Annotated in this window: 24 protein-coding genes and 1 pseudogene; 17 read left to right on the top strand and 8 right to left on the bottom strand. The window is 52.0% G+C overall.

Annotated features, from left to right (window positions below; all coding sequences use genetic code 11):
- Positions 1-3 precede the first annotated feature (3 nt).
- The 4 genes from cbiB to NFS31_RS16650 all read left to right on the top strand — a co-directional run bounded on the left by cbiB (position 4) and on the right by NFS31_RS16650 (position 4,436).
- On the top strand, positions 4-978 hold the full coding sequence (cbiB, locus tag NFS31_RS16665) for an adenosylcobinamide-phosphate synthase CbiB (protein ID WP_251497527.1): 975 nt from the start codon (positions 4-6) through the stop codon (positions 976-978).
- Positions 979-1,001: 23 nt separating this feature from the next.
- Complete coding sequence (locus tag NFS31_RS16660) at positions 1,002-2,093, top strand: pyridoxal phosphate-dependent aminotransferase (RefSeq protein ID WP_251497429.1); 1,092 nt, start codon at positions 1,002-1,004, stop codon at positions 2,091-2,093.
- A 70-nt stretch (positions 2,094-2,163) separates the two neighbouring features.
- Positions 2,164-3,780, top strand: a complete 1,617-nt coding sequence (locus NFS31_RS16655; protein ID WP_251497427.1) for a cobyric acid synthase — start codon at positions 2,164-2,166, stop codon at positions 3,778-3,780.
- Positions 3,781-3,791: 11 nt separating this feature from the next.
- Complete coding sequence (locus NFS31_RS16650; protein WP_416389474.1) at positions 3,792-4,436, top strand: precorrin-8X methylmutase; 645 nt, start codon at positions 3,792-3,794, stop codon at positions 4,434-4,436.
- 88 nt (positions 4,437-4,524) lie between these two features.
- Here the strand turns inward: NFS31_RS16650 and NFS31_RS16645 are convergent, their stop codons facing one another.
- The gene (locus NFS31_RS16645; RefSeq protein WP_251497421.1) at positions 4,525-4,782 is read right to left on the bottom strand and encodes a hypothetical protein; all 258 of its coding nucleotides are present in this window, start codon (positions 4,780-4,782) and stop codon (positions 4,525-4,527) included.
- A 167-nt stretch (positions 4,783-4,949) separates the two neighbouring features.
- Between NFS31_RS16645 and NFS31_RS16640 the strand changes: the two genes are divergently transcribed.
- A complete protein-coding gene (locus tag NFS31_RS16640; RefSeq protein ID WP_251497418.1) occupies positions 4,950-6,140 on the top strand; it encodes an AI-2E family transporter in 1,191 nt (396 codons plus the stop codon).
- Positions 6,141-6,343: 203 nt separating this feature from the next.
- On the opposite strand, the gene NFS31_RS16635 is transcribed toward NFS31_RS16640, so the two are convergent.
- Positions 6,344-6,580, bottom strand: coding sequence for a polya polymerase (locus NFS31_RS16635; RefSeq protein ID WP_251497415.1), 237 nt, complete (start codon positions 6,578-6,580; stop codon positions 6,344-6,346).
- A gap of 315 nt (positions 6,581-6,895) precedes the next feature.
- On the opposite strand from NFS31_RS16635, the gene NFS31_RS16630 reads away from it, so the two are divergent.
- From NFS31_RS16630 to cobA, 3 genes are all read left to right on the top strand, one after another.
- Positions 6,896-7,387 (top strand): precorrin-2 dehydrogenase/sirohydrochlorin ferrochelatase family protein, encoded by a 492-nt coding sequence (locus NFS31_RS16630; RefSeq protein WP_251497412.1) that lies wholly within the window; start codon positions 6,896-6,898, stop codon positions 7,385-7,387.
- Positions 7,384-8,295 (top strand): hydroxymethylbilane synthase, encoded by a 912-nt coding sequence (gene hemC, locus NFS31_RS16625; protein ID WP_251497409.1) that lies wholly within the window; start codon positions 7,384-7,386, stop codon positions 8,293-8,295. Before NFS31_RS16630 ends, hemC begins: the two co-directional genes overlap by 4 nt.
- 224 nt (positions 8,296-8,519) lie before the next feature.
- Entirely contained in the window at positions 8,520-10,052 is a 1,533-nt protein-coding gene (gene cobA, locus NFS31_RS16620; RefSeq protein ID WP_251497406.1) for a uroporphyrinogen-III C-methyltransferase, read from the top strand.
- On the opposite strand, the pseudogene NFS31_RS27850 reads toward cobA, so the two are convergent.
- Positions 10,053-10,289: pseudogene (locus tag NFS31_RS27850) on the bottom strand (DUF6783 domain-containing protein).
- Here NFS31_RS27850 and NFS31_RS27845 point away from each other — a divergent pair.
- The gene (locus NFS31_RS27845; protein ID WP_416389473.1) at positions 10,233-10,436 is read left to right on the top strand and encodes a DUF6783 domain-containing protein; all 204 of its coding nucleotides are present in this window, start codon (positions 10,233-10,235) and stop codon (positions 10,434-10,436) included. The pseudogene NFS31_RS27850 and the gene NFS31_RS27845 overlap by 57 nt on opposite strands.
- Positions 10,437-10,558: 122 nt before the next feature.
- Here the strand turns inward: NFS31_RS27845 and NFS31_RS16615 are convergent, their stop codons facing one another.
- From NFS31_RS16615 to pth, 4 genes are all read right to left on the bottom strand, one after another.
- A complete protein-coding gene (locus NFS31_RS16615; RefSeq protein WP_251497403.1) occupies positions 10,559-11,407 on the bottom strand; it encodes a PHP domain-containing protein in 849 nt (282 codons plus the stop codon).
- 3 nt (positions 11,408-11,410) lie between these two features.
- Positions 11,411-13,078 carry a DUF342 domain-containing protein gene (locus tag NFS31_RS16610; protein ID WP_251497400.1) on the bottom strand — a complete coding sequence of 556 codons (1,668 nt, stop codon included), beginning with the start codon at positions 13,076-13,078 and terminating at the stop codon, positions 11,411-11,413.
- Positions 13,079-13,330: 252 nt separating this feature from the next.
- Positions 13,331-16,867: a transcription-repair coupling factor gene (gene mfd, locus NFS31_RS16605; protein ID WP_251497397.1), complete on the bottom strand. Its 3,537-nt coding sequence runs from the start codon at positions 16,865-16,867 to the stop codon at positions 13,331-13,333.
- Position 16,868: 1 nt separating this feature from the next.
- Entirely contained in the window at positions 16,869-17,474 is a 606-nt protein-coding gene (pth, locus tag NFS31_RS16600; RefSeq protein ID WP_251497394.1) for an aminoacyl-tRNA hydrolase, read from the bottom strand.
- A gap of 435 nt (positions 17,475-17,909) precedes the next feature.
- On the opposite strand from pth, the gene NFS31_RS16595 reads away from it, so the two are divergent.
- Positions 17,910-19,112, top strand: a complete 1,203-nt coding sequence (locus tag NFS31_RS16595) for an Eco57I restriction-modification methylase domain-containing protein (protein ID WP_251497390.1) — start codon at positions 17,910-17,912, stop codon at positions 19,110-19,112.
- Between the two features lie 96 nt (positions 19,113-19,208).
- On the top strand, positions 19,209-19,889 hold the full coding sequence (locus tag NFS31_RS16590; protein ID WP_251497387.1) for a hypothetical protein: 681 nt from the start codon (positions 19,209-19,211) through the stop codon (positions 19,887-19,889).
- A gap of 45 nt (positions 19,890-19,934) precedes the next feature.
- Here the strand turns inward: NFS31_RS16590 and NFS31_RS27840 are convergent, their stop codons facing one another.
- Positions 19,935-20,141 (bottom strand): helix-turn-helix domain-containing protein, encoded by a 207-nt coding sequence (locus NFS31_RS27840; protein ID WP_275563899.1) that lies wholly within the window; start codon positions 20,139-20,141, stop codon positions 19,935-19,937.
- Between the two features lie 119 nt (positions 20,142-20,260).
- On the opposite strand from NFS31_RS27840, the gene NFS31_RS16580 reads away from it, so the two are divergent.
- From NFS31_RS16580 to tnpB, 6 genes are all read left to right on the top strand, one after another.
- Positions 20,261-20,506 carry a hypothetical protein gene (locus NFS31_RS16580; protein WP_251497384.1) on the top strand — a complete coding sequence of 82 codons (246 nt, stop codon included), beginning with the start codon at positions 20,261-20,263 and terminating at the stop codon, positions 20,504-20,506.
- A gap of 42 nt (positions 20,507-20,548) precedes the next feature.
- Positions 20,549-20,887 carry a hypothetical protein gene (locus NFS31_RS16575; RefSeq protein ID WP_251497381.1) on the top strand — a complete coding sequence of 113 codons (339 nt, stop codon included), beginning with the start codon at positions 20,549-20,551 and terminating at the stop codon, positions 20,885-20,887.
- A gap of 282 nt (positions 20,888-21,169) precedes the next feature.
- Positions 21,170-21,847 (top strand): restriction endonuclease, encoded by a 678-nt coding sequence (locus tag NFS31_RS16570; protein ID WP_251497378.1) that lies wholly within the window; start codon positions 21,170-21,172, stop codon positions 21,845-21,847.
- Between the two features lie 37 nt (positions 21,848-21,884).
- Positions 21,885-23,045 carry an IS1/IS1595 family N-terminal zinc-binding domain-containing protein gene (locus NFS31_RS16565; RefSeq protein WP_251497375.1) on the top strand — a complete coding sequence of 387 codons (1,161 nt, stop codon included), beginning with the start codon at positions 21,885-21,887 and terminating at the stop codon, positions 23,043-23,045.
- 841 nt (positions 23,046-23,886) lie between these two features.
- On the top strand, positions 23,887-24,261 hold the full coding sequence (tnpA, locus tag NFS31_RS16560; protein ID WP_251497372.1) for an IS66 family insertion sequence element accessory protein TnpA: 375 nt from the start codon (positions 23,887-23,889) through the stop codon (positions 24,259-24,261).
- On the top strand, positions 24,251-24,613 hold the full coding sequence (gene tnpB / locus NFS31_RS16555; RefSeq protein ID WP_251497369.1) for an IS66 family insertion sequence element accessory protein TnpB: 363 nt from the start codon (positions 24,251-24,253) through the stop codon (positions 24,611-24,613). The genes tnpA and tnpB overlap by 11 nt, the downstream gene beginning before the upstream one ends.
- Positions 24,614-24,812: the final 199 nt, after the last annotated feature.

Here is a 24,812-nt window from a genome sequence, read left to right as displayed (position 1 = left end):
ATGATGGATTATCTTACTGCGATTCTGGCCGGGGTTTTCCTGGATCGCGCGTTTGGCGATCCCCATGGCCTGCCGCATCCGGTCCGGGCGGTGGGATGGCTCATAGAGCGGTCGGAGCGGATCATCCGGCGCGTCCTTCCGGACACGAAGGGCGGGCAGCTCTGGGGCGGAGCGCTTCAGACTCTCGTTGTGTGCATGACGGTTTGGGCCGGCGCGGCGGGGCTCTGCGCGTTTGCGGGCCGCGCCGGGAGATGGGCGCTCTGGGGGGCGCGCGCGCTTCTAAGTTATTATCTTCTGGCCGCCCGTTCGCTGCGGGATGAGAGCGGGCTGGTCGGCGAATATTTGAAAAAGGGCGACACGGAGGGCGCGCGGCGCGCGGTTTCCATGATTGTGGGGCGCGATACGAAACGGCTGAGCGGGGAAGAGATCGCCAGGGCGGCGGTGGAGACTGTGGCGGAAAATACGTCGGACGGCGTGATCGCCCCGCTGTTTTACCTGTTCCTTGGCGGGCCGGCGCTCGGGTGGCTTTACAAGGCGGTGAACACCATGGATTCGATGGTGGGCTACCGCAATGAGCGGTATCTGTATTTTGGCCGCGCGGCGGCCAGGCTGGATGACGCGGCAAATTTTCTTCCCTCCAGGCTGTCGGCGCTTTTTATGGCGCTTGCGGCCCTTTTTCTGGGATTTGACGCCAAGGGGGCCCTGCGGATCTGGAGGCGCGACGGGAGAAAGCATGAGAGCCCGAATTCGGCGCAGACGGAAGCCGCCTGCGCCGGGGCGCTGGGCGTGCGGCTCGGCGGGGATGCCTGGTATTTTGGGATCCTTCATAAAAAGCCGTGGATCGGGGATGCGCTCCGGCCTCTGGAATACGAGGATATCGCGCGCGCGGGCCGGCTGATGTACGGGACCGAGGCCGCGGCGCTGGCGGCGGGGATGGGCGTATTTGTGTGCGCGGCGGTGTTGGCGGCGTTTGCGTGAGCGATCAGAGGGAGGTTTGCGGATTGGAATATCGTCATGGAGGGGATATTTACGGGGCGGATGAGATTTGGCTTGATTTTTCGGTGAATACGAATCCGTTTGGCATGCCGGAGAGGATCCGGCAGGCGGTGATTGCGTCCAGCGAAAGCTGGGAGCGCTATCCGGACTGCCTGTGCAGGAAGCTTAAAAAGGGGCTGGCGGATTACTACGGCGCGGAAGGCGGCCGGTGGGAGGCTGGGGATTTTATCTGCGGGAACGGGGCGTCGGATCTGTTTTATACCATGGCGCTGGCCCTTCGGCCCCGCCGGGCGCTCCTCGCCGCCCCGTCGTTTGGGGAATATGAGAGGGCGCTTCGCCTTTCCGGGTGCGGGATCGAGTGGTATGCGCTTAACGAGGCGCAGGGGTTTTCGCCGGAAGCGGAGACAGACGCCTTTTTTTCGTTTGTGGAGCGTGCGGACGGGCTTTCGCTTGTGCTGCTTGGGAACCCGAATAATCCGAACGGGCTGGCGGTTTCCGCGGCCTGGGTTTCGCGGCTGGCGGATGTCTGCCGGGAGAAGGGAGCGGTTTTGGCAGTGGACGAGTGTTTTAACTGGTTTGTGCCGGAGCGGGAACGGTATTCGGTGACAGCCCTTATGGGGCGGGAGGAGGAGCGCTTTGCCCATGTGCTGGTGTTTCAGGCGTTTACAAAGATTTATGCGATGCCGGGCCTGCGGGCCGGGTATGCGGTCTGCAAAGACCATGCGGTTTTGAGGAAAATGGAGGAGAGCCGGCAGCCCTGGAGTCTTTCCGCCCCGGCGGAGGCGGCGGCGCTGGCGGCGCTTAAGGAGGATGCGTATGCGAGATGGACGGCCAGGGAGACGGCGTCCCTGAGGAAGGAGCTGGCGGCCGGGCTTTCTGGCCTGGGCTTTCGGGTGTACCCTTCCGCGGCCAATTATCTTCTGTTCCGGAGACGGGACGGGACAGATTACGCCGCTTATCTGAGAGAGCGGGGAATCCTGATCCGGTCCTGCGCGAATTATCCAGGGCTTTCAGAGGGGTATTACCGGGTTTCGGTGAGGAAGCAGGAGGAAAATGCGGCGCTGCTTGCCTGTCTTAAGGAGGCGGCCGGGAGATAACGGTTTGGGTCATCTGAACGGTTGTTCCGTAGCGCGCACAATTACATGATATGAGGAGATGAAACAAACCATGGCAAAGGCGATTATGGTGCAGGGAACGATGTCCAGCGCGGGGAAAAGCTTTCTGGCGGCGGGGCTGTGCCGGATTTTTATGCAGGACGGGTATAAGACCGCTCCGTTTAAGTCCCAGAATATGGCGCTGAATTCCTATATTACGAAGGAAGGGCTGGAGATGGGGCGGGCGCAGGCCGTCCAGGCGGAGGCGGCGGGGATTCTGCCCGCGGCGGATATGAATCCGATCCTGCTCAAGCCGTGCAGCGATACGGGTTCGCAGGTGATTGTCCGCGGGATTCCCCGGGGCGTTATGGCGGCGCGGGAATATTTCCTCCGGAAAAAGGAGCTGATCCCGGTCATTCTGGAGTCGTACCGCCGTCTTGACGCGGCGTATGATGTGATTGTCATTGAAGGGGCCGGCAGCCCGGCGGAGATTAATTTAAAGCAGGATGATATTGTGAATATGGGGCTGGCCAGGCTTTTGGGGGCTCCGGTGATCCTGGCCGGGGATATTGACCGCGGCGGGGTGTTTGCCCAGCTATACGGGACGACGGCGCTTCTTTCTGAGGAGGAGAGGGCCATGGTGAAGGGGCTTGTGATCAATAAGTTCCGCGGCGATCCGGCGATTCTGGCGCCGGGCGTTGCGATGCTTGAGGAGCTGACGGGGATTCCCGTCATGGGCGTGGTTCCCTACATGGACGTGGATCTGGAGGATGAGGACAGCTTAAGCGGCCGTCTGTCGGGCGGCGGTGAGAGGGATGCTGCGGCCGCGGTGGATATCGCGGTGATCCGTTTTCCAAGGATTTCTAATTTTACGGATTTTCATGTGTTTTCGACGATTCAGGGGGTCTGCGTGCGGTATGTGGAGCGCGCGGCGGATTTGAAGAGCCCGGATCTGATCCTTCTGCCCGGGACAAAAAATACCGTGGAGGATCTGCTGTGGATGCGGGAGAACGGGCTGGAGGCGGCGGTCTTAAAGGAAGCCTCAAGGGAAACGCCGATCTGGGGGATTTGCGGCGGGTACCAGATGATGGGCGGGCGGCTGGAGGATGAGGACGGCGCGGAGAGCGGCGGGGCGGGCCGGACGCTTGGCGGGATGGGCCTGTTTCCGTGCTCCACCCATTTTCGCCCGGAAAAGACGAGGACCAGAGTCCGCGGCCGCTTTGGGGATGTGCGCGGGATCTTTTCCGGGCTGTCTGGTATGGCGGTGGAAGGGTATGAGATTCATATGGGGCAGACTGTGTATACAGAGAGTGAAACAGAGAATGCGCGGCCGCTTGTGCGGATTGCGGAGTATGAGGCCGGCGGCCCGGCCGGGGGAAGGCGCGAAGATCCGCGGGGAGCGGACACGCCGGAGGGCATTTGCCGGGAAAATCTGTACGGGACCTATCTGCACGGCATTTTTGATGCGCCGGGCGTGGCCGGGGAGCTTGTGAATGCGCTTTTGAAGCGGAAGGGGTATAACGCCTCCCTCAGCGCGGGATGCGCGCTGGATTACAGGGCGTACCGCGGGATGCAGTATGACAGGCTTGCCATGTCTTTGAGAAAGCATCTGGACATGGATGCGGTTTACCGGATTATGGGCCTCGCCCGCCGGGGCGCGGCGCAGCCGGGGAAAGGACAGAGTATATGACAGAGAGCGAAATGAGGCGGGTGGAGGAGCTTTCACCTTCGGAGATCGAGGCGCGCAGCATGGCGATCATCGCGCAGGAGCTCGCGGCCCGGGGAGGACGGCATTTTTCACCGCAGGAAGAGCTGGTGGTTAAGCGGGTGATCCATACGACGGCGGATTTTGATTTTGCAAGACATCTGATATTTTCGGACGGGGCGGTGGAAAGGGCCCTGGAAGCGCTGCGGGGCGGGGCGTGTATTGTCACGGATACCAATATGGCCAGGGTGGGGATTAACCGGCGTTCGCTTGCGGCCCTGGGGGGAGAGATTTATTGCTTTATGGCCGATGAGGATGTGGCAAATGAGGCGAAGCGGGCGGGAACGACCCGGGCGCGCGCCGCGATGGATAAGGCGGCGGGGCTTGGAAAGGACTGTATTTTCGCGGTTGGGAATGCGCCGACGGCTCTTTTGCGGCTCTATGAGCTGGTGAAAGAAGGGCGGCTCTGCCCAAAGCTTATCATCGGGGTTCCGGTGGGGTTTGTGAACGTGGAGGCGGCGAAGGAACGGATCGCGTCTCTTACAGATACGCCGTATATTGTGGCAGTGGGCCGAAAGGGCGGGAGCGCGGTGGCGGCGGCGGTGTGCAATGCGCTTTTATATCAGATTTGCAGGAAATGAGGTTTTTGGCAGCGTTCAGGTTATCTGAGCTGTTACGTTTTTTGCGCAAAAAAGGATCCCGCGATGGGGATCCTTTTTCGGGGCCGGATTAGCAGCAGAACCCGCCGCCGCCGTTACCGCAGCAGCAGCACAGGATAATGATCCAGATGAGCCAGTCGCAGCCGCCTCCGAATCCACCGCCGCATCCGCCGCATCCGCAGTTATGTTCAAAACATCCGCCGCTGCATCCACCGCCGAATCCGCCGCAGCAAAGTAAGATGAGAACAAGGAAAATCATATTGCAGCCGCAGCCGCCTCCATTTGTCTCACATCCGCATCCGCAATTTGTTGCCGCTACATCACTCATAATCAGTTCCTCCGAGATTTTCTTTACACTCCATCATATGCCCGCCTGCTTGCCACTGTTTCCTTATTTTTTATTATTTTGGCAGAATGCGGATTGAATGTCGGGGAGAATGGTGTATAATGGGAGGATGGGCGCGTCCCATCAATACATGCAGAAAGGGCGTTTAAATGAGTTTAGATAAGAATACGATGAAACGGCTCATGCTGTTGATCTTTTATACGATTGCGCTGCTTTCGCTGGCGCTTAAGCCGGAGCGGGCGCTTTCGGGCCTTTTATGGCTCTTTGGCCTTCTGGCCCCGTTTCTGTGCGGGGCGGCGATAGCCTTTGTGCTGAATGTGCCCATGCGGTTTATTGAGCGGCAGCTCTCAGGCGGGAAGGCGGCGCGGGAGGGAGGCTTTCAGAGGCCAGTCAGCCTTATCATCACGCTGGCATTGGTGTTTCTGGTTCTTGGGATCGTGTTTTTTCTGCTGTACCCGGAGCTTGCGGACACATTTAAGAGCCTGGGGGAAATGATTCCGCAGTTTTTTATGGATCTGCAGGCGCTTCTGGAGGAGAAATTCGCGCGTGAGCCGGAGGTTCTGGAGTTTATCTCCGTACTGTGGGAAGAGATTAACTGGAAATCCATGCTGGAGCAGATCGGCGGCTTTGTCACCACAGGGGCGGGCAGCGTGCTTTCCTCGGCGTTTAACGCGGCGGCTTCGATTGCCAGCGGCCTGACGGCGTTTGGCATCGCGTTTATATTTGCCATCTATATTCTGCTTCAGAAGGAGAGGCTTGCCAGGCAGTTTAAAAAGCTGTTCTACGCATATTTTCCGGAGCGGACGGTGAGCGAATGGCTTCGGATAGGCCGGATGGCGGAGCAGACCTTTTCTAAGTTTCTGGCGGGACAGTGCATGGAGGCCGTGATTCTCGGAACCATGTTTTTTATCGCGCTGAGCCTTTTAAAGCTTCCGTATGCGCTTCTGATCGGGGTTCTGATCGCGTTTACGGCCCTGATCCCGGTGTTTGGGGCTTTTATCGGCTGCGCGGTGGGGACCTTTCTCACGCTGGTGGTGAATCCGGTTCAGGCCGTATGGTTTGTGATCGTGTTTTTTGTCCTGCAGCAGATTGAGGGAAACCTTATCTATCCGCATGTGGTGGGAAATTCAGTGGGCCTGCCTTCGATCTGGGTGCTGGCGGCGGTATCCATCGGAGGAAGCATGCTGGGTGTTCTGGGTATGCTGGCGTTTATTCCCCTCGGTTCCGTCGTGTATGCCCTCGTGCGTGAGGATGCGGACCGGCGTCTGAAGAAAAAGGCGGCGAAGCCAGTCCCGCGGCCGGGAAAAGGAGGTTGCGCAGAAGATGAAAAAAAGAAATGAAGGGCGTGGCGCTCGCCACGGCCCGGGGCGTAGCAGCCGCGGGCATAAGAAAGACCCCGCAGGTGATTTGAAATGGCCGTATGCCGCAACAGTTCAGGGTTATCTGAACTGTTGCGGCTGAGCAGACAGGGCAGTCCCGTCCGGCTCAGCCGTTGGATGGAAATGATGCGTTACTGTTTTTTTACACTTGAAGCATAAGCCGCTTATTCGCCCTGGTACATGAACTGGATCAGGCGGTCGATGTCTTCTTTGTCGTATGCCACCAGCTCAAGCTCTTTTATGTACCCGTTTGAAAAGATATTGGCCAGGGAGAGGTACTGTGACAGCTTGGATTTTAAGTTGATGCGATCCCCCTCTGAGGAGACGAGCTCAACGGTTCCTTTACACTGATCCACTACCTTAAAAAATTTATCTACATCTTCGATATGCTGAATTTTCATTTTGATATCCTCCTTAAATTTAGGATTCTGCGCCGCGCCGTTTTTTTAGATCTCAGCCCGGCGAAGTGGGTTAATCTTTTAACGATTTGTATTATAGCATGGGACGGGCCGGGGATACAAGAATCACATTTCCTAAAAAATCCCCGGAAATATGGGCGCTGAATGTGGAAAAAACAGAGATTGGTTTAAAATTATGTGTATTCCCGTATCAAAATGAATAATGTATGTTCGGAATCTCAGCCGCAAAGGCAGGCGCAGAGAGATTCCGGGAACACATGATAAGGATATGGGGGCAGTTCAGGAAGGGACGAAGGGATGGCGTATTTTCCGCTTTTTATGGATATGAGCAGACAGCGGGTTCTGATTGTGGGGGGCGGGAGCGTGGCGCTTCGGCGGATCCGCGTGCTGGAGGAGTTTGGCGCAGAGATTGTGGTGGCGGCAAAGGATGCCGGGGAGGAGATTGTGCGCATGGCCGCCGAGGGGCGGCTTGCGCTGATTCAGGGCGCATATCAGGACTGCCGTGCGCAGGCGCTCGGGAAGGCTCCGTTTTTTCTTGTGCTGGCCGCTTCCGGGGACGAGGAGGCGGACGCCATGGCAGAGGCGGACGGCCGGGGCATGGGCGCGCTTGTGAACGTGGCGGGGGATCGGAGCCGGTGTGATTTCTATTTTCCCGCGATTGCAAAAAAAGGCGATATAACAGTTGGGATCACGGGACAGGGGAGGGAGCACGCGGGGACCGCGAAGGCGGCGCAGGCGGTGAGAGAGCTTTTGGAAAGGTTACAGGAAGAAAGGAACATAGAGGGATGAAGAGGCAGATCCGTGTGGGAAGCCGTGAGAGCGCGCTTGCTGTAGCGCAGTCCAGGCTGGTGATGGAGGAGATTGAGAGGGCGGTTCCGGGGGCAAAGCTGACCCTGGTGACCATGAAGACGACCGGCGACAGGATTCTGGACCGCCCTCTGGAGCGGATCGGCGGAAAGGGGCTTTTTGTGAAAGAGCTTGACCTGGCGCTTCGGGAAGGGCGCTGTGATCTGGCCGTGCATTCCCTGAAAGATATGCCGATGGAGGAAGCAGAGGAGCTTCCGATCCTGGCGTATTCCAAACGTGAGGATCGCAGGGACGTCCTGGTGCTGCGGGAGGGCTTGAAGGAGCTTCCGCCCTGTCCGGTGCTCGGGACCTCCAGCCGCCGCCGCCGCCTTCAGGCAGGCCGTCTGTTTCCGGACGCGAGGTTTGAGATGTGCCGGGGAAACCTGGCGACAAGGCTTGATAAGCTGGACAGAGGGGACTTTGACGCACTGATTCTGGCCGCCGCGGGCTTAAAGCGCATGGGGTATGGGGAGCGGATCTCCCGCTATTTTACGGTTGAAGAGATGATTCCGGCAGCCGGGCAGGGGATTCTGGCAGTACAGGGGCGCGCGGGAGAGAATGCAGATGTCCTGGAGGCTGTTGACTGCCCGGAGTCAAGAGTTATGGCCGAGGCGGAGCGGGCCTTTGTGCGGGCCGTGGGCGGCGGGTGTTCCTTTCCGGCGGCGGCGGCGGCCGTGCTTTCTGCGGGCGGCCTGTCAGAGGATGCGCTCATAACCCTGTCCGGGCTGTATTACGAGGAGGAGAGCGGCCGCTGGAAGACCGGGAGCCTTAAGGGAAGGCCCGAGGAGGCAGGCGAGCTTGGCCGGCGTCTGGCCGCCCTGCTTTCGAGGGGCGAGGGGCCGTGGAATTAGGCAGCGCCAAAATGCGTTTTTTAAGGTTTGTATGCATCGCGAATTAAACCATAGCTCACATACATCTCAGCGAAACTATTGGGATGTGAACCGTAACCGGATAACCCAACCCATTAAGACATGGCGAACGGAAAATGCAGGAAATAAAAGTACAGGAAACAAAATACAGGGAACGGCGCATTGGATGGTTGCGCTTCCTGTATAAGGATAGGAGAGCGGATGATATGAAAAAGGAATATCCTGAGAAGGTCTATCTGGTAGGGGCCGGGCCGGGCGATCCGGGGCTGATGAGCGTAAAAGGACTTGAGGTTTTGCGGGAAGCGGATGTCGTGGTATATGACGCTTTAGTGGGCGACGCGGTTTTGGGCCGGATTCCAGAGAATGCGAAACGGATCGATGTGGGAAAACGAAGCGGCAGGCATTCCTGCAGCCAGGAACGGATCAATGCGATCCTGTGCGAAGAGGGGCGGCGCGGGGGAACCGTTGTGCGCTTAAAGGGGGGCGATCCCTTTGTCTTCGGCCGGGGCGGGGAGGAGGCCGCGGCGCTTCATGAGGCCGGAATCCTCTTTGAGGCTGTGCCGGGCGTCACGTCCGCGACCGCGGTTCTGGCCTATGCGGGCATTCCGGCGACGCAGCGCGGCGTTTCATCCTCGCTGCATGTGATGACAGGCCGCAGAAAGGACGGGGAGCCGGATCCAATCGATTATGAGGCTCTGGTCCGCGCCGGGGGGACGGATATTTTTCTGATGGGCGTTTCAGAGGCGGAGCGCATCTGCCGGGGGCTGTTGCAGGCCGGCATGGATCGCACGGTCCCGGCGGCTTTTATACAGGAGGGAACCACGGCTTCGCAGAAGACTGTGCTTTCCACCCTGGAACATGTGGTCCGCGACGCGGCGCGGGCCGGGATCTGCGCGCCTGCGATCCTGGCGGTAGGAGAGGCGTGTTCGCTGAGGCCGGCGTGCGCATGGGCAGAGGCGCGCCCGCTTCACGGGGCAAGGATTATCGTAACCCGGCCGCGCAGGCGCGCGGACCGGATGGCGTCTCTTCTGCGCGCAAGCGGAGCGGAGGTATTAAATCTCCCTGCGATAGAGACGAAACGAAGGCAGGGGGAGGCGGAAAAGGCTGCGCTTACCCGCGTGCTTCTCAGGCTTTCGGAGTTTGACTGGCTGGTGTTTACAAGCCCTTCCGGAGCGGCGTATTTTTTTGACGGGATGAGAGAGCGGGGGATGGATCTGCGGCTCTTAAGCGGACGGCGGATCGCGGTGATCGGGCCCGCCACGGCGGAAGAATTTGAGAAGCGGGGAATTTTCCCGGATTACATGCCGCTCCGCTATTACGCGCGTGATCTGGGAGAGGGGCTCTGCCGGAAAGCGTCCCCCGGGAGCCGGGTCCTGCTTCTGAGGGCGGGAGAGGGCTCTGAGGCGCTCACAGAGGCGCTCTGCGCGGGCGGTCTGGCATACGAAGATACAGCGCTCTACGACACCCGGACTGCGCTGCAAACGCCTCTTCTGGAGCGCGCTTCCTCTCTTCTCAAGGAGGGAAGGGTGGACTTTGTGACCTTTACGAGCGCTTCGACCGTGAGAGGATTTCTGGAAATGACAGAAGGGATATGCAGGGGATATACGGCTGTGTGCATCGGGGAGGAGACGGCGAGAGCCGCGAAAGAGGCGGGGATGGAGACCGTCTGCAGCGAGATTCCCGGTGTGGAGAGCATGATAGCGTGTATAGAAAGGGCGTTTTGCCGCAAAGGATTGTGATTAAATCCTAGAGCGTGTTTGAAAAATCATTCCCGCCATCTGCACGCCCCACTTTGCGGCATATTTGTGCCAAATTCACTTAACGCAGCCCGCTGCGCCGCGTTCATTTGGCACAAATCTCCCACAAAGCGGCACGCACATCTGGCAGAAAGCATTTTTCAAACACGCTCTAGAGCGTGTTTGAAAATTCATTCCTGGCATCTGCACGCCCCACTTCGCGGTATATTTGTGCCAAATTCACTTAACGCAGTCCGCTGCGCCGCGTTCATTTGGCCCAAATCTCCCACAAAGTGGCACGCACAGCTACCAGAAAGCAATTTTCAAACACGCTCTAGCCGATTCTTACCATACACCTCTTTTTCCGGCAGGCAATTCCATATCTGAGGATACGATTCACTCCATCCTGGCGCAGCCGGGTTTCATATGCTTTTTTTCTTTCTGCGCACCTGTATCACGGATGCGGATGGTTTTCTAAAGATAGGCGTTAAACTGCTCCTCAACGGCCTCTATAACCTTCCGACGCTTTTGCGTATGTCCTCTAAAAGCAGGGCGCTTACGCGCAGGCCGCCCCGGCCTGTCCCGATCCGGATGTCCGGTTTATTTCCCCCGTGAAAATCCGATCCGCCTGTGGGGAGCAGGCCATAGCGCAGGCACAGCTCTTTAAGCCGCAGGCTGTCGTTCCGGGTGTGGGAGGAATAATATACCTCGATTCCCATGAGCCCCATTTCCGTAAGCTCCTGAACCATGGCTTCGGTTTTGGCCCGGCCGAGCTTGTACTGGACGGGGTGCGCCAGGGCGGGGAAGCCGCCGGCCTCCCGTATCAGGCGCACCGCCTCCTGGGGCTCAAACGCCTTTTTCTGAGGGCAGTATTTTTTGCCGTGGTCAAGATAGCGCTGAAATGCCTGCTCCATGCTGGAGACGCACCCTTTTTTTACAAGAGCCCTGGCAAAATGGGCTCTCGTGATGACCTGGCCGGGCGCGCCCTGCTCCAGATCCCCGCGCGCGATGGGAAAGCCGTCCCTCTGAAAGAGCGCGAGCATCTCGTCATTGCGCCGCGCGCGATCGGCCCGGAGTTTCTCTAAAGCCTCCCGGAGCGACCGGGATTCAGGGTTTACATACAGGCCCAGGATATGGATCTCGCACCCCCCGTAAAGAGCGGACAGCTCTGCGCCGGGGATGACCTCCAGCGGCGTGTGCTTTGCCGCCTCCACGGCCTCCCGGACACCGTCTGTGGTATCGTGATCCGTGAGGGCATAGGCCGCAAGGCCCGTCTCAAGGGCGAGGGCCGTAACGGCGGCGGGGGAGAGCGTTCCGTCCGAGGCGCTGGAATGCACATGCAAATCAATCAGTTCCATGGTCTACCTCATTATAATCTTCTTTGAATCCATATGTACTCTGCAGTCGGTCTCTTTCTCCGTCACTTCCAGTTCGCAGCCGTCGATATTGATATGCGTGCCCGGAAACATCTCTTCGCTGCAGATGCTTTCGGGCCGGTTGATCTGGATCCGTTTCTCCAGATCATCGAGATCCTGCAGCTTCTTTTTCAGCGTCCTGTCATACATATTGCGCTTTTCAATGAGCTTTTGGTATTCCTCCCACTGATCGCCGCGCTGGTTGCTGACGCCGGCCGCTTTCATATAGGAAATGCTCTTGCGGGCCTGTTCCCGGTTCTCGCGCAGCGTCTCCACCTCCTTCGTCAGGAGCGCCCTCTGCTTGTCGAGCCGGACGCCGAAGCCTAAGGTAACGCAGTTGATACAGCCGGAAATATTGCCGATCTTCTTGGCGTAAATGGATCGGCCTGCCGTGACATCGCCGCCGAAGAGCAGTCCTCTGCCCATCAGCGCATAGACCGAGCCCTCCTCGCTGATCGCGGTGCTGTTCGTAATCACCTCTGCATAGATATCCTCTCCGGCGACGGCAAGGCAGTTTTCCATAATCACGCACTGAATCTGCCGTCTGGCCTCAATCTGCGTCCCGGGAGCGCCCTTGATGTCCCCGTTTACGCGGATCGTCCCGCCGGCGAGGATCTTGCCGCCCCTGACATCGCCGTTGATGATGATATCCCCGGTGGCCGCTACGCTTTCCCCGTCCTCGAGATCCCCGTAAATGAGGAGAGAGCCCTCATAATTCTGATCGTTCATATCAACGCCGGCATCCTTTTCCAGAACATGATGGCTTCGGACGGAGAAATCATCTCCCTCCATCATCAGGATGCCGTTGGAGTCTGAGATCAGCAGGGCGCCGTCCCCGGAGAGGCTGGTATTCTCACCTTTGGGAACATAGGCGGGCTGCCCCCTTTTCGCATAGAGCGTGCGCCCGGAGACATCGAATCCGTCGTGCGCTTCCACCGGCGGCTTAATGCGGCAGATAATGTCTCCCCTGCGGATCGTTTCGATCGCGTGCTGCTTTCTGAAATCAAGCCCTGTGAGAGCCTGCTCTTCGTCCAGCTCCAGCGTCTGCTCCAGTCCGCGGTCATACATCTCCTCCAGCTCCCCGTCCTTTCCGTCCTGCGGCAGGATTCCCTGCGCAATGCAGAGGATGCGGAGATATTTCCTCTCCTCTCCCAGGGCCTGTACCGCCTCAGTGTCAATGCCGGCGCTGATGCCTTCATACCGCATATCTTCCATGAACTGCTCCGTATTGATCTCCTTTCCGCCGTTGAGCGGCGGAAGAACGCATGCATATGCCGTCATGTGATCCGCGGAGACATGGAAAAGCGATAACGCGTCCACCGGCAGGGTTTCGGACGTCTGCCCATCCTTCTGCGCCCGGCACTGCTGCTTTTCCACATGCTTTCGTGCGGAGCGCTCCAGAGCCAGGCAGAAGGTGTTGATATCCTCCTTTTTATCAGATTCCAGATTAAAATCGCCGCGTGAATTGCTGCGGATTTCCCCTACCATGTTTTTTATCTGATTTAAGCCGCTCTCACTGATAACGCTGGCAGCCGGTTCCGGTTTTTTCCGGACAATGGTTTCACTTTTTTTGACCGTTTCGCTTTTTTTATGCAAAAAATCAAAGATTGCCATAGTGCCTTCCCCTCCTGTCGAAATAATGGTGTGTATAGTTCTATTTTATGATAAAACGGACTGCGAAGCAATAGTTTTGTGAGATTTATGGGGAATTTATAGTGTCCACAGGTAACAGTTCAGGCAACCTGAACTGTTGCGGCATCCGCCCATGAAAATTGCTTCGCGATGGGGCAGATGCCTGCAGCCGCCACGTTTTCGTACGGTCAGCGCAGCAGGTGCGCTGACCTATCTGAACTGTTACGTCCACAGCTACATATTTCCCCCTGTCCGGAGCTCCCCCAGCCCCTGCAGAATCTCCTGCGCCTTCAGCAGCATGGCGGAGCAGTCCTTGTATTTATTCCTCTGATCCTGATAGAACAGGGACGGCGCATCGCCGCCGCTGAATTTCAGCGCCCCCTTATACTCCCCGATGAAGGCCGGCATCCGCGCGGCGTCGAGGCTGGCCTGCGGGCGCAGGTTCAGCGTGATTTCCTGGCGGTTGATGTTGACCTCCGTGACCTCGGCCTGATGGGCCATGGCCTTGACGCGCGCGATGAGCAGGAGATTTTCGACGGATCGGGGGATATCCCCGAAACGGTCGATGAGCTCATCCTGCATGTCAGAGTATTCGTCCTGGTTTTCAATGCCGGAGATCCGCTTGTATATATCGAGCTTCTGGTACTCATTGCGGATGTAGGAGGCGGGGATGTAGGCGTCAATGTTGCAGTCTACCACGGTTTCAAAGTCTTCGGCGCGTTCTCCTTTGAGGGCCAGGATGGCCTCGTTTAAAAGCTTGCAGTACAGATCGTATCCGATGGCCTCCATATGGCCGTGCTGTTCGGCCCCCAGGAGGTTTCCCGCGCCGCGAAGCTCGAGATCGCGCATGGCGATCTTGATGCCGCTTCCAAGCTCCGTGAATTCCCGTATGGCCTGGAGGCGCTTTTCGGCCTCCTCGCGCAGGAGCTTATCGCGGCGGTACATCAGGAAGGCGTAGGAGGTGCGGCTGGAGCGTCCCACGCGCCCGCGGATCTGGTAAAGCTGGGAGAGGCCCAGGCGGTCGGCGTCGTGGATGATAATCGTATTGGCATTGGGGATATCGAGGCCGGTTTCAATGATGGTTGTGGATACCAGGACGTCAATATCGCCGCTCACGAAGTCCAGCATGATGCGCTCCAGCTCATGCTCGCGCATCTGGCCGTGTGCGAAAACGACGCTGGCCTCCGGAACCAGGGACGCCACATGGCCGGCCACCTCGTCGATATGGCCCACGCGGTTATAGACATAGTAGACCTGTCCGCCGCGGGCCAGCTCCCGGTGGATGGCCTCGCGCACCATCTCGTCATTGTACTCCATGACATAGGTCTGGATGGGGAGCCGATCCACAGGCGGCTCTTCTAAGACGCTCATATCGCGGATGCCGATGAGGCTCATATGGAGCGTGCGGGGGATGGGGGTGGCGGTCAGGGTCAGCACATCTACATTTTCCTTCAGCTTCTTGATCTTTTCCTTGTGCGTTACGCCAAAGCGCTGTTCCTCGTCGATGATCAGAAGGCCCAGGTTTTTAAATTCCACATCCTTTGAGAGGACGCGGTGCGTGCCGATCAGCACGTCTACAAGGCCCTTTTTCAGATCCGCAAGGGTCTTTTTCTGCTCCTTCTGGGTGCGGAAGCGCGATAGCATATCGACCCGGACCGGGAAATCCTTCATGCGCTGTACAAAGGTGTTGTAATGCTGCTGGGCGAGAATGGTAGTGGGGACGAGATAGACCACCTGGCGGCTCTCCTGCACGGCCTTAAAGGCGGCGCGCAGGGCGATTTCGGTCTTTCCGTAGCCGACATCGCCGCAGATCAGGCGATCCATGATCTTCGTGCTCTCCATGTCGCGTTTCGCGGCTTCAATGGCCTCGATCTGGTCTTCAGTCTCCTCAAAGGGGAACATTTCTTCAAATTCCTTTTGCCATATCGTGTCAGGGCCGTACTGATAGCCCTGGTTTTTCTGGCGGGCGGCGTAGAGCTCGACAAGATCCTTTGCGATCTCGCGTACCGCGCCGCGCACGCGCTTTTTGGTTTTGCTCCAGTCCTGGGTTCCCAGTTTATTGAGCCTGGGAGGTTTTGCGTCGGAGCCGGCGTATTTCTGGATCCCTTCAAGGCGGGTGGCGGGCAGGTAGAGGTTTCCTCCGTCCTGGTACTCGATCTTGATGTAATCCTTTGTGATACGGTCGCGCTCGATCTTTTCGATGCCGCGGTAAATGCCGAGGCCGTGGTTTTCGTGCACGACAAAATCGCCCACGGAAAGATCCGAAAAGCTCTGGATTTTCTTTCCCTGGTAGGCGTGCTTTCTGCGTTTTTTGTTCTGGCTGCCCGCGCCGAACATGTCTCCCTCGGTGATCACCACAAATTTGATCAGAGGATACTCAAAGCCTCGGTGGAGATTTCCGTATGCGACCATGATTTCACCTGGCTGAACATGTATCTGTCCCTCGTCGGGACAGAATGCTTTCAGTTCGTATTCCCTCAGATCGCCGGCCAGGCGGCTGGCCCGGGTGCGGGAGGCGGAGAGGAGGACGACCCGGTATTTCTCCTTCTGCCACTTGGCCAGATCCCCGATCAGGAGCTCAAAGGCGTTCTGGTAGGAGTGGACGGATTTGACGGATATGCCGTATTTTTTCTTTACGGACATGCCGGGAAGGCGCTGCTCCAGGCCGAGCATGAGGAGCGTGCGCTGTTTCATGGACATGGCGAGCACAGCCTTTAAGGTAAAGAGAAAATCGGTCTGCCCCGGGAGGAGGTAGCCGTTTTCCAGCCGGTGGGACATGCTTTCCCTGAACTCCTGCTCCACGACCTCCCCCTTTTCCTTTAAGCGGAGCGGCTCGTCGAGAAAAATGGTGAGCTGTTCTTCCCGGAAATACTGGAGAAAGGACACGGTTTCTTTGCAGAAATAGCGGATAAAGCTTCCCAGCCCGCGCAGCTTTAAACCTTCCTTTAAGCCGTCGAGGATCTCGCGGATCGAGGCGTCAATGCGGTGCGCGGCCTCGGTCTTCATCTGCTCCCGCAGCGCCTTTACATAGCGGTCCCTCTCAGCCCCGATGGAGGCGATGCCGCTTTCGACGGCGGCGGGAGTCAGGACGAGCTCCGTGGCCGGATAGATGACGATCTGCTCAAGCTGCTCGACGGAACGCTGGCTTTCGGGGTCAAAGGCGCGGATGGAATCGATTTCATCTCCCCACAGCTCAATGCGGACAGGCGTTTCCTCTGTGAGCGGGAAAATATCAATGATCCCGCCGCGGACGGAAAACTGGCCGCTTCCGTCCACCTGAGCAACCTTTTCATATCCGAGCTCCGTCAGGGAGAGGTTAAGAGCGGGGACATCGAGCGTCTGGCCGTTCGTAAGGCAGATGCGGCTCTCCATCAGCATCTCAAGGGGGAGCAGGCAGTCCATCAGGCCGTCTATGGAAGCGACAATGACGCCGCCCGCGCCCTCAAAGATGCGGCGGATCACCTGCATCCTCTGGCGTGTCAGGAGATTTCCCTGGATATCGGAGCTGTAAAATAAGAGATCCCTGGACGGGTACAGAAACGTCTCCGGGCAGAAGCAGCGGCAGTCGTCGCAGATTTCCCTTGCCTTCTGCTCGTCATAGGTGATTACGAGCTTCCAGGGCGTGAGCCCCGAGAGCTCGGAAATTAGGTGGGCCTTCTGGGAATCAATGCAGCCGCTTAAGAGGACGGGGCCCCGGCCCCCTGCGAGATCTTTCTTAAGCTCCTGAAATTCAACCAGTTCGTCCATTGGGTTTGCGAAAATCCTTCCCATGTCACTCCTCTTTCTGCCCGGCTGTTTCCGGCTTCGGTTTCCGGGCCGCTCCGTTAAAATGATTCATCGCCGCATGGATTCCCTCTGTGATCATGGCGGCAGCGGCCGCCGCTGCGTCAGAAAAGGCTGTATCCATGCATTCAAGCTCTTCTTTGGAAAAATGGCCCAGCACGTAGTCCGCCAGATCCATGCGCTCCGGCTTTGCGCCGACCCCGATGCGGACGCGGGGAAAGTCCTGGGAGCCTAAAGAGGCGATGATGCTTTTGATTCCGTTGTGCCCGCCCGCGCTTCCCTTTCCCCGCACGCGCAGCATCCCCGGCTCCAGGCTGATATCATCATAAATGACAATGAGACGCTCCGGCTCCGCCTTGTAGTAATCCATGACGGAGCGGATGCTTTCGCCGCTTGCATTCATGAAGGTCTGCGGCTTTACGAGGAGGACGCGGTTTCCTTCAATAAAGCCCTTTCCGATCAGGGCTTTGTGGGCGTGTTCGGTTATGCCAATGCCGCAGCGGGCGGCCAGCGCGTCAAGCGCCATGAAACCGGCGTTATGGCGGGTGTGTTCATATGGTTTGCCCGGGTTTCCCAGGCCGGCTATTATATACATATTATCGGATCTCCGTTTCATTCCTGTGTTGGGTTAAGTGTTTGGACATGGGTTTAAGCGTTAGCCATAAGCAGATGGGGGCTAACGCTTGGTATTGATGTTATTTTAGCAGGGTTTATAAGAGATGTAAAGGGATTTGCGGATGTTTGGGGAAAATAAAAGCGCATTCTGCAGAGTCCCAGTTCGTTTTATTGTTGCTGATGAAATACGTGTATAAATATACATCTTTGTGTATAAAAAGCAAAAATTGGATTTTAATATCGTAAAGATTTATAGAGCCTATCAGCTGATGTTTGATAGGCTTTTTCTTATCGTGACATGTTCATAAACATTGTGATATTTAAAAGAAATTAAATATTTTTAAAGGCTGATTTTTATACCTGTCGTTCATTGAAAGTTATAATTTTAATTTTCAATGAAAGTAGGTATATAAGCATGGCAAGAGCAAAGAAAACTAATACTCAAGATACAATCAATATAAAATCTGTGCCAGTACAAGCGCATATAGGGGCATCCAAGTATGTAAATGACGACTGGGGAACGATAGCATTTATTATTCCAAGGAATCAATTGCAATTAAAATTTGCAGATAAGGAATTAAGATACAACTGTATATATTTCCTATTTGGTTTTGATGGAACAACAGAAAAGGTTTATGTAGGACAGGCCAAGAAAAGAAACAATGGTGAATCTGTTCTGGCACGTTTGCGTGAACATGATACAAGTACAACCGAAAGATATTGTGACATTTGGGAATGGGTTGTAGTATGTACAGGTAAAGAAGATACATGGAGTTTAGACGACCTAAATGCTCTGGAACATGCATTTTACAATGAGATACCAATAGAACAAAATTTAAACGGAAATAACCCTAATTCTGGTGGAGCAAACTATGATACATATACAGATAAAATCAAGCAAATCAAAAACTATATAACATCAATTGGATTTAATATATTTGCAGATACCGAGGACACTGAAAAAATCCAAGTCACATCAGAAGTAAATGAAAATACAATAGTTGAGGACTTACAAAATGGTTTGGCACGTATTCCAGAAATTGTAACACCCCATAAAGTAGTAAAAGCTATGTGTGATATGTTGCCGCCAGAGGTATGGAATGACCAGACAGTATTCCTTGACCCTGCTTGTAAAGGTGGTGAATATCTCCGCGAAATATATGACAGGTTAATGGATTCTGAATTATTACAAGCGAAATATCCAGATGAATTTGAACGGTCAAATCATATATTAGGTAAGCAGTTATATGGAATAGCATTAAGTCAAGTAAGTTTAGAGAGAACAACAAAGAAATTACGAGGTTATGACCATAACCTTAGAGTAATACCAAATTACATCAGCAAATTAAAAGGAATAGGTCTAGGAAGTAGACCAGACGGCACTTCCAAAACAATGCAAGACATACTAAATGAGGAGTTTAACAGAGATATGAAAATAGACGTAGTAATAGGAAATCCTCCATATCAAAGGAATAGCACGAGAGGAACACAAGGGGGAGTAAGTATATACAGTGAATTTATGCAGATATCAGAAAAAGTGAGATGTAAATATAGCAGTATGATTGTACCATCTAGGTGGTTATGCAATGCCGGATCACGAGGTATTGATGATGAGTAGATAAAAACAGAATTAAACTGTAACAAGTATAAGCATATAGTATTAGAAGAAAATAGCAAAAAAATCTTTTTAGGCGTTGAGATAAGGGGGGGTGTAATGTATTATTTAAAAGATAGTACACATAATGGTACATGTAATATCAATGGAGAAAATAGATATTTAGATGATGCTAAAATAGGAAAATTTATAAGCAGTAAAATAGAATCTGACATAATAAAAAAAATTAAGGAAAAACATAAAATATTTATGAATACATTGGTTAGTAGCTATAGTCCATTTGGCATACAATCGAATGCTGTTTGTATAAGTAACGGAGACATAAATTTACATAGAGCGCGCGGAGAAGTCGAAAAAATCGGTATAGAGGACATAAATAAAGGTAAGGAATTATTAAGTATATATAAAGTTATGGTGCCATTAAGTTATGGAGACGGACGTAAAGGAGAAAGATTAACAAATATAAAAATTGCACTTCCCAATGATGCTTGTACAAGTTCGTATGTTGTAATAGCACCATCAAAAAATTTAAGTAATGTAAAAAATGTGTATAAATATTTGCATACTAACTTTTTTAATTTATTGATTGGCGAGGTAAAAGTTACACAATCTGCCTCTAAGGAAGTATATCAGATAGTGCCGGTTCAAGATTTTACAGAAAATTCAGACATAGATTGGTCACAATCCATTTCAGATATTGACCAACAATTATACAAAAAATATGGACTTACTCAAGAAGAAATAGACTATATAGAAAAAACAATAAAACCCATGGAATAATTAAAAAGATTAGAGTTGATTATATGGTATCACAGGTAATCAATTCTAATCTTTTTTATATTCAATAATATCAGTAATGTTGCAATCAAGCATGTTACAAAGGTCATTCAGAGTATTAAGAGTTATACTTCTATTGTGCTTGAGATTATCAAGCATACCTCTGCTCATTTCGTATTTGTTCAAAAGGTCATATTGGGTAATTCCCCTATCTTTCAGAGTTTGCCACAATGGGCTGAAAGTTATCACATGCATCACCTCAGATAAAGTTTACGAGGAATTTAATAAATTAGGTATTCCCATATATTTGGGAATATGGTAAAATAGGCATAAAAGTGTTATCATATAACAACAAACAGAGGAGGAATGCTACAATGGGAAGAAGAAAGAAAAATCCAGAATTGGTAGAGGAACTAATTGAAGGCAGATGGACTATGGATCAGGACGAATTTGAAGAAAAATACTTTTCATTGAGTAGTAGCGACATGGGAAAAGTGAGTGAAGCCATCAATGGTATGGAAGATGAGTGGATGGATGATGACATGCCAGAAGGTTGTGCTGCTTGTGGAAATCCTGCATTCCCCGATTGTACTAGCAGTTGCCCTATGTTTGATGATTAAATCACAGATTAAATATCATAAAGAGTATGGGAGGTATACATAATGGGATATCCGCTTGATAACCTTGGTGACTATAATAGAGCAAGAATAGACCTGCAAGCAAAAAATGGTGATTTAGATGCTCTTTATAAAGATGTTGGAGATACAGCTGTTGCTGATGCGGCTCCAGGGCTAATGCTCAAAGGAGGCATAATAGGTTCAGCTGTAACCATCTTGTTAGGTGGGATATCCTTTTTAGGGTATAAGGGTTTTCAGTTTATGAAGAAACGAAGAGAGAAACTTGAAAATGAGCCTGCCTTAAAAGAAAAATTTGTTGAAGCAGTAAAGGCTGAATCATCAACGTCAAATACAGAGGAACCCATACAAGACATCCAAATTTGAAAAGCACAAAATAAATAAGGGTATCAATGGACAGTGGTATAAAACCCACTGTCTATTTTTATGCCTTTTAACACATGCTCAAAATGTAGAAATTTTAATCCATATTTTATACATAATGCACAATATGGCTAAAATTGAATATGGTTCGGAGATAAAAAGGGCTATACATTACCAATGAGTTGCATACGTACCAGTTATTGCACTCCATCTAATGACTACATACATTCAAATATTAAAAAGTACAACAGGATAACTGTGAGTACTTTTTAAGGGGTCGAACAAATGTTTGAAAAGATGGATGGCTTTAAGCCGAAAAATTGTATGTCAGGATACGATTTTGAACTATGGGTGCAAAGTATACTGACCACACTAAAATTTGACGCAAAGCGTACAAAAGGAAATGACAACGGTGTAGATATCATAGCTACACTGGACGAAAGGGGGAACCAACTAAAATATTACATACAATGTAAATTCCATAATCGACCTGTCGGAAAGACACCAGTACAAGAAGTTTACACAGGTTGTAATTATTTCGGCAATGACGGATATCCAGTAGTGATAACAAATAACCGTATGTCGAGTGAGACAAAAGCATATGCAAAGCAAATAGGTGTTGAACTAATAACTGAATACCAATTAAACGAGCTTTCGCTTCTACTTAAGACCGGTAAAATAGTCAATGAAAATTATACAGGTTTAATGGGTATCATACTTGGTAAGCTGACAAGGAGACTGGATTTATTTGAAAAAGCTGTCAAAGCATATAACAAAGAACCCATTAAAAATGTTGAAACAACTGATAAAGAAAAACTCAAAAATGAGTTGATAAATACATTTGATCAAGTTGATCTTCTTTTACAAGAATCAGCAGAACTACAAATGAGATCAAATGCGTGTCAGCAACAGGCAATGTCTTTACAGAAAGAGGCTCTTCTTAGAAACCTCAACTGTCTTTAGCCCTAAAGTCTCCGACCATGTGTTAGGAGGTCTAACCATGGCAGATTTGTATGAACAATTATTAAGCAGCATCGACACTCTGACGCCAGAACAAATTGCGGAACTTACCTCAATTTTAAATGCAAAACAGTCGAAATCGGAAAGAGTCAAAGAGGAAACACAATCAGACGGGAAACAGCCATGCGTACATTGTGGAAGTATCAATACAAAGAAACATGGGAAAGTAAGTGGCAGACAGAGATTTTTATGCAAAGATTGCGGAAAGACTTTCAACTCATCAACGGGAGCAATTACGAGTGGTTCAAGGCTTTCTGTGGGACAATGGAAGGAATTGTTGCGTGGTGTTGTGGACAACCTTCCAATAAGTAAGATAGCTCAAAATGTAGGTATAGCCGAATCTTCTGCATGGATAAACAAACAAAAGATTTGTTGTGCACTCATGATATTATATGGAGAACAGGACAGGTTTATTGATATCGCAGAATGTGACGAGTATTATGCACCTGTATCATTCAAAGGAAAACGAGATCCAGAGTTTTTCGTATATACATTGGGGAGACTGCCAAGACACCATATGAACCTACAACAAAAAATTGAGTGGATTATGAAAGCGGGCTTATACGACAAATTGTTAGAAGAAGAACCAGGAAAACTGGAAGAACTCTTATATGATACTTCATACCTAAGAGGTATTAGCAGAGACCAGACCTGTATATTAACATGTCAAGACCGTAGCGGAAATTTGTACATGAATCCGACTTGTATAGGAAGATTAGAAACAAATGATGTAAATAAAAATTTACATGGTAGATTTGAAAAAGACGCAATTCTTGTAACAGACAGTCATAGCGCATATCCAAGCTTTGCGTCTAAGGAAAAAATACAATTAGAGCAAATAGAGGCAGACAAACATGCCAAGGGAGCATTTAACCTTGGTCGTGTAAATGCATTACATTCCGATATAGCAAAGTACTGGCCAAAGCAAGAAGAAAGAATACCATCAACAAAATACATGGATTTTAGTTTAATGCTCATGTGGTGGTTAAGGAAGCATAAAACCCTTACAACAAATGAAAAAGTAGAAAAGTTATATGAGATTATTCAAGACCAGCATATAACAGTAGATACACTATATGAGAAAATAAAGAGCAGAGAACTGCAATTAAATACAAAGGGATATTTTCCGAATAAGGTATAAAAGTCATTGACAAATATTTATCCAGGCGTTACCCTCCACCAAAATTTTGAAAGGTGGGTAAAGTTATGAGGTTAATGGACATAGTTGAGGACTTATTGGTCGAGTTTGAGCACTTCCAAAATATGTTAGAGATTTTAGAAATCGGTTTTGAAAATTGTACGAACAGTGACCATAAATGTGAGACTTCCTGTATCTATATCATAGGCAAGTATTTAGAGATGATAAAAACGGAATACATAGAAAAGTTAGCCGAAACATTAAGTAATGTTTAATCTATCAAGTCAAACTAAAAGGCACCCAGTGGTTGAGGGTGTCTTTTACTTTGCTCTTTATTTAAGAGGGAGTTATTCATTCTCTGTATAAATATAAGCTGTATAGGTTGGAAATAGTCAGTAGGTACAAATAAACGAATTGGGAGTCTGCAGACAAGATACACATATTAAAGTCTCCTTTTTCAAACACGCTCCATCCGGCCAGTAATCCACTGTCACCTCCTGAAGATTTCAAGGATTGTTACGAGAAATGGCGAAGCGATCGCCGGGAGTGCGTTTGTGTGCTATAATGAAAAAGCGCAGAATGAGATCACTGATGATAGAAAAAGGAGAGCGCCGTGTTTTGTAAAAAAGGTATTTGTAACACGGTTGTCATATCCCGCGTTTAGTATTGTGAAGAAAACAGGCTTTTCACAGTGTTCTGACATGATACGGCTATTTCAAACGTAAACGGTAGATAGTGCGTACCTCGACTATGAGGGCAAAGTGTGTGACAATAGACTATATTTCTATCATCAGTATTAAAAGTTAAGCCTTAACTTTTGATACCGTTATACGGAGGTAAGTCTATGAACTCAGCAACAACAGCAGTAGCTGTACAATACCGTTTACAAGAGTGGGCAGAGCAGATCAGGGAATGCCAGAACCGGCCCGCAGGCATGAGTGTCATTGATTGGTGTGCCAGCCACGGCATTACAAAAGCGAACTACTATTACAGGCTGCGCCGTGTAAGGCAGGTGTGCCTGGAAAACCTTCCGCCGGAGACTCCGGCGCAGCAGATCGTCCCGGTAACCCCCGGTCTCCTGCATCAGGAAACACAAGACGATACAGATACACGGCTGGGGCTTTCTGTTTCTGTAAACGGTCTTTCCATCCATGTAACAGAATCCACACCCATGCCGCTGCTTGCGGCAGTCCTTAAGGTGGTGCGGGATGCTCAATGACGCCACCTGCTTTAAAGCCGTCTACATTGTCTGCGGCTACACGGATCTGCGCGCCGGCATGGACCGGCTGGCGGCACTCGTGGAAACACAGACCGGGAACAGGCCATATATCCCGAATACACTCTATCTTTTCTGTGGGAGGCGCATAGACCGCATCAAAGGACTTGTATGGGAAGGGGACGGCTGGCTCCTGTTATACAAGCGGCTCTCGGAAAGCCGGTTCCAGTGGCCGCGCACCCCGGAGGAGGCGCGTGAATTAACGCCGCAGCAGTTCCGATGGCTGATGGAAGGGCTGACAATCACCCCGAAGAGATCGGTCAGGCCGGTGGAACCGCCGGAATACATGGGATGACTTTGTGCAAAACGGAGAAATTTTCAGACGGTCTTCCTGCCGGAAAAAATGTCCCGCCTTATCCCTGCTAAACCGCGCTGCACACCATAAAGGAGTCCAGGATGAACGCAGGCATGTTTCTCCTTCCTGAAAAGGGTTCTGGAAACCGCATCATACAAAGGCAGCATCCGCTGTTTCAACCATAGGCATAATGACGGAC

Origin of the sequence: Otoolea muris, assembly GCF_943193115.1 — a bacterium.
Lineage (GTDB): Bacteria > Bacillota > Clostridia > Lachnospirales > Lachnospiraceae > Otoolea > Otoolea muris.
This window is presented reverse-complemented; position numbering and strand designations above follow the sequence as displayed.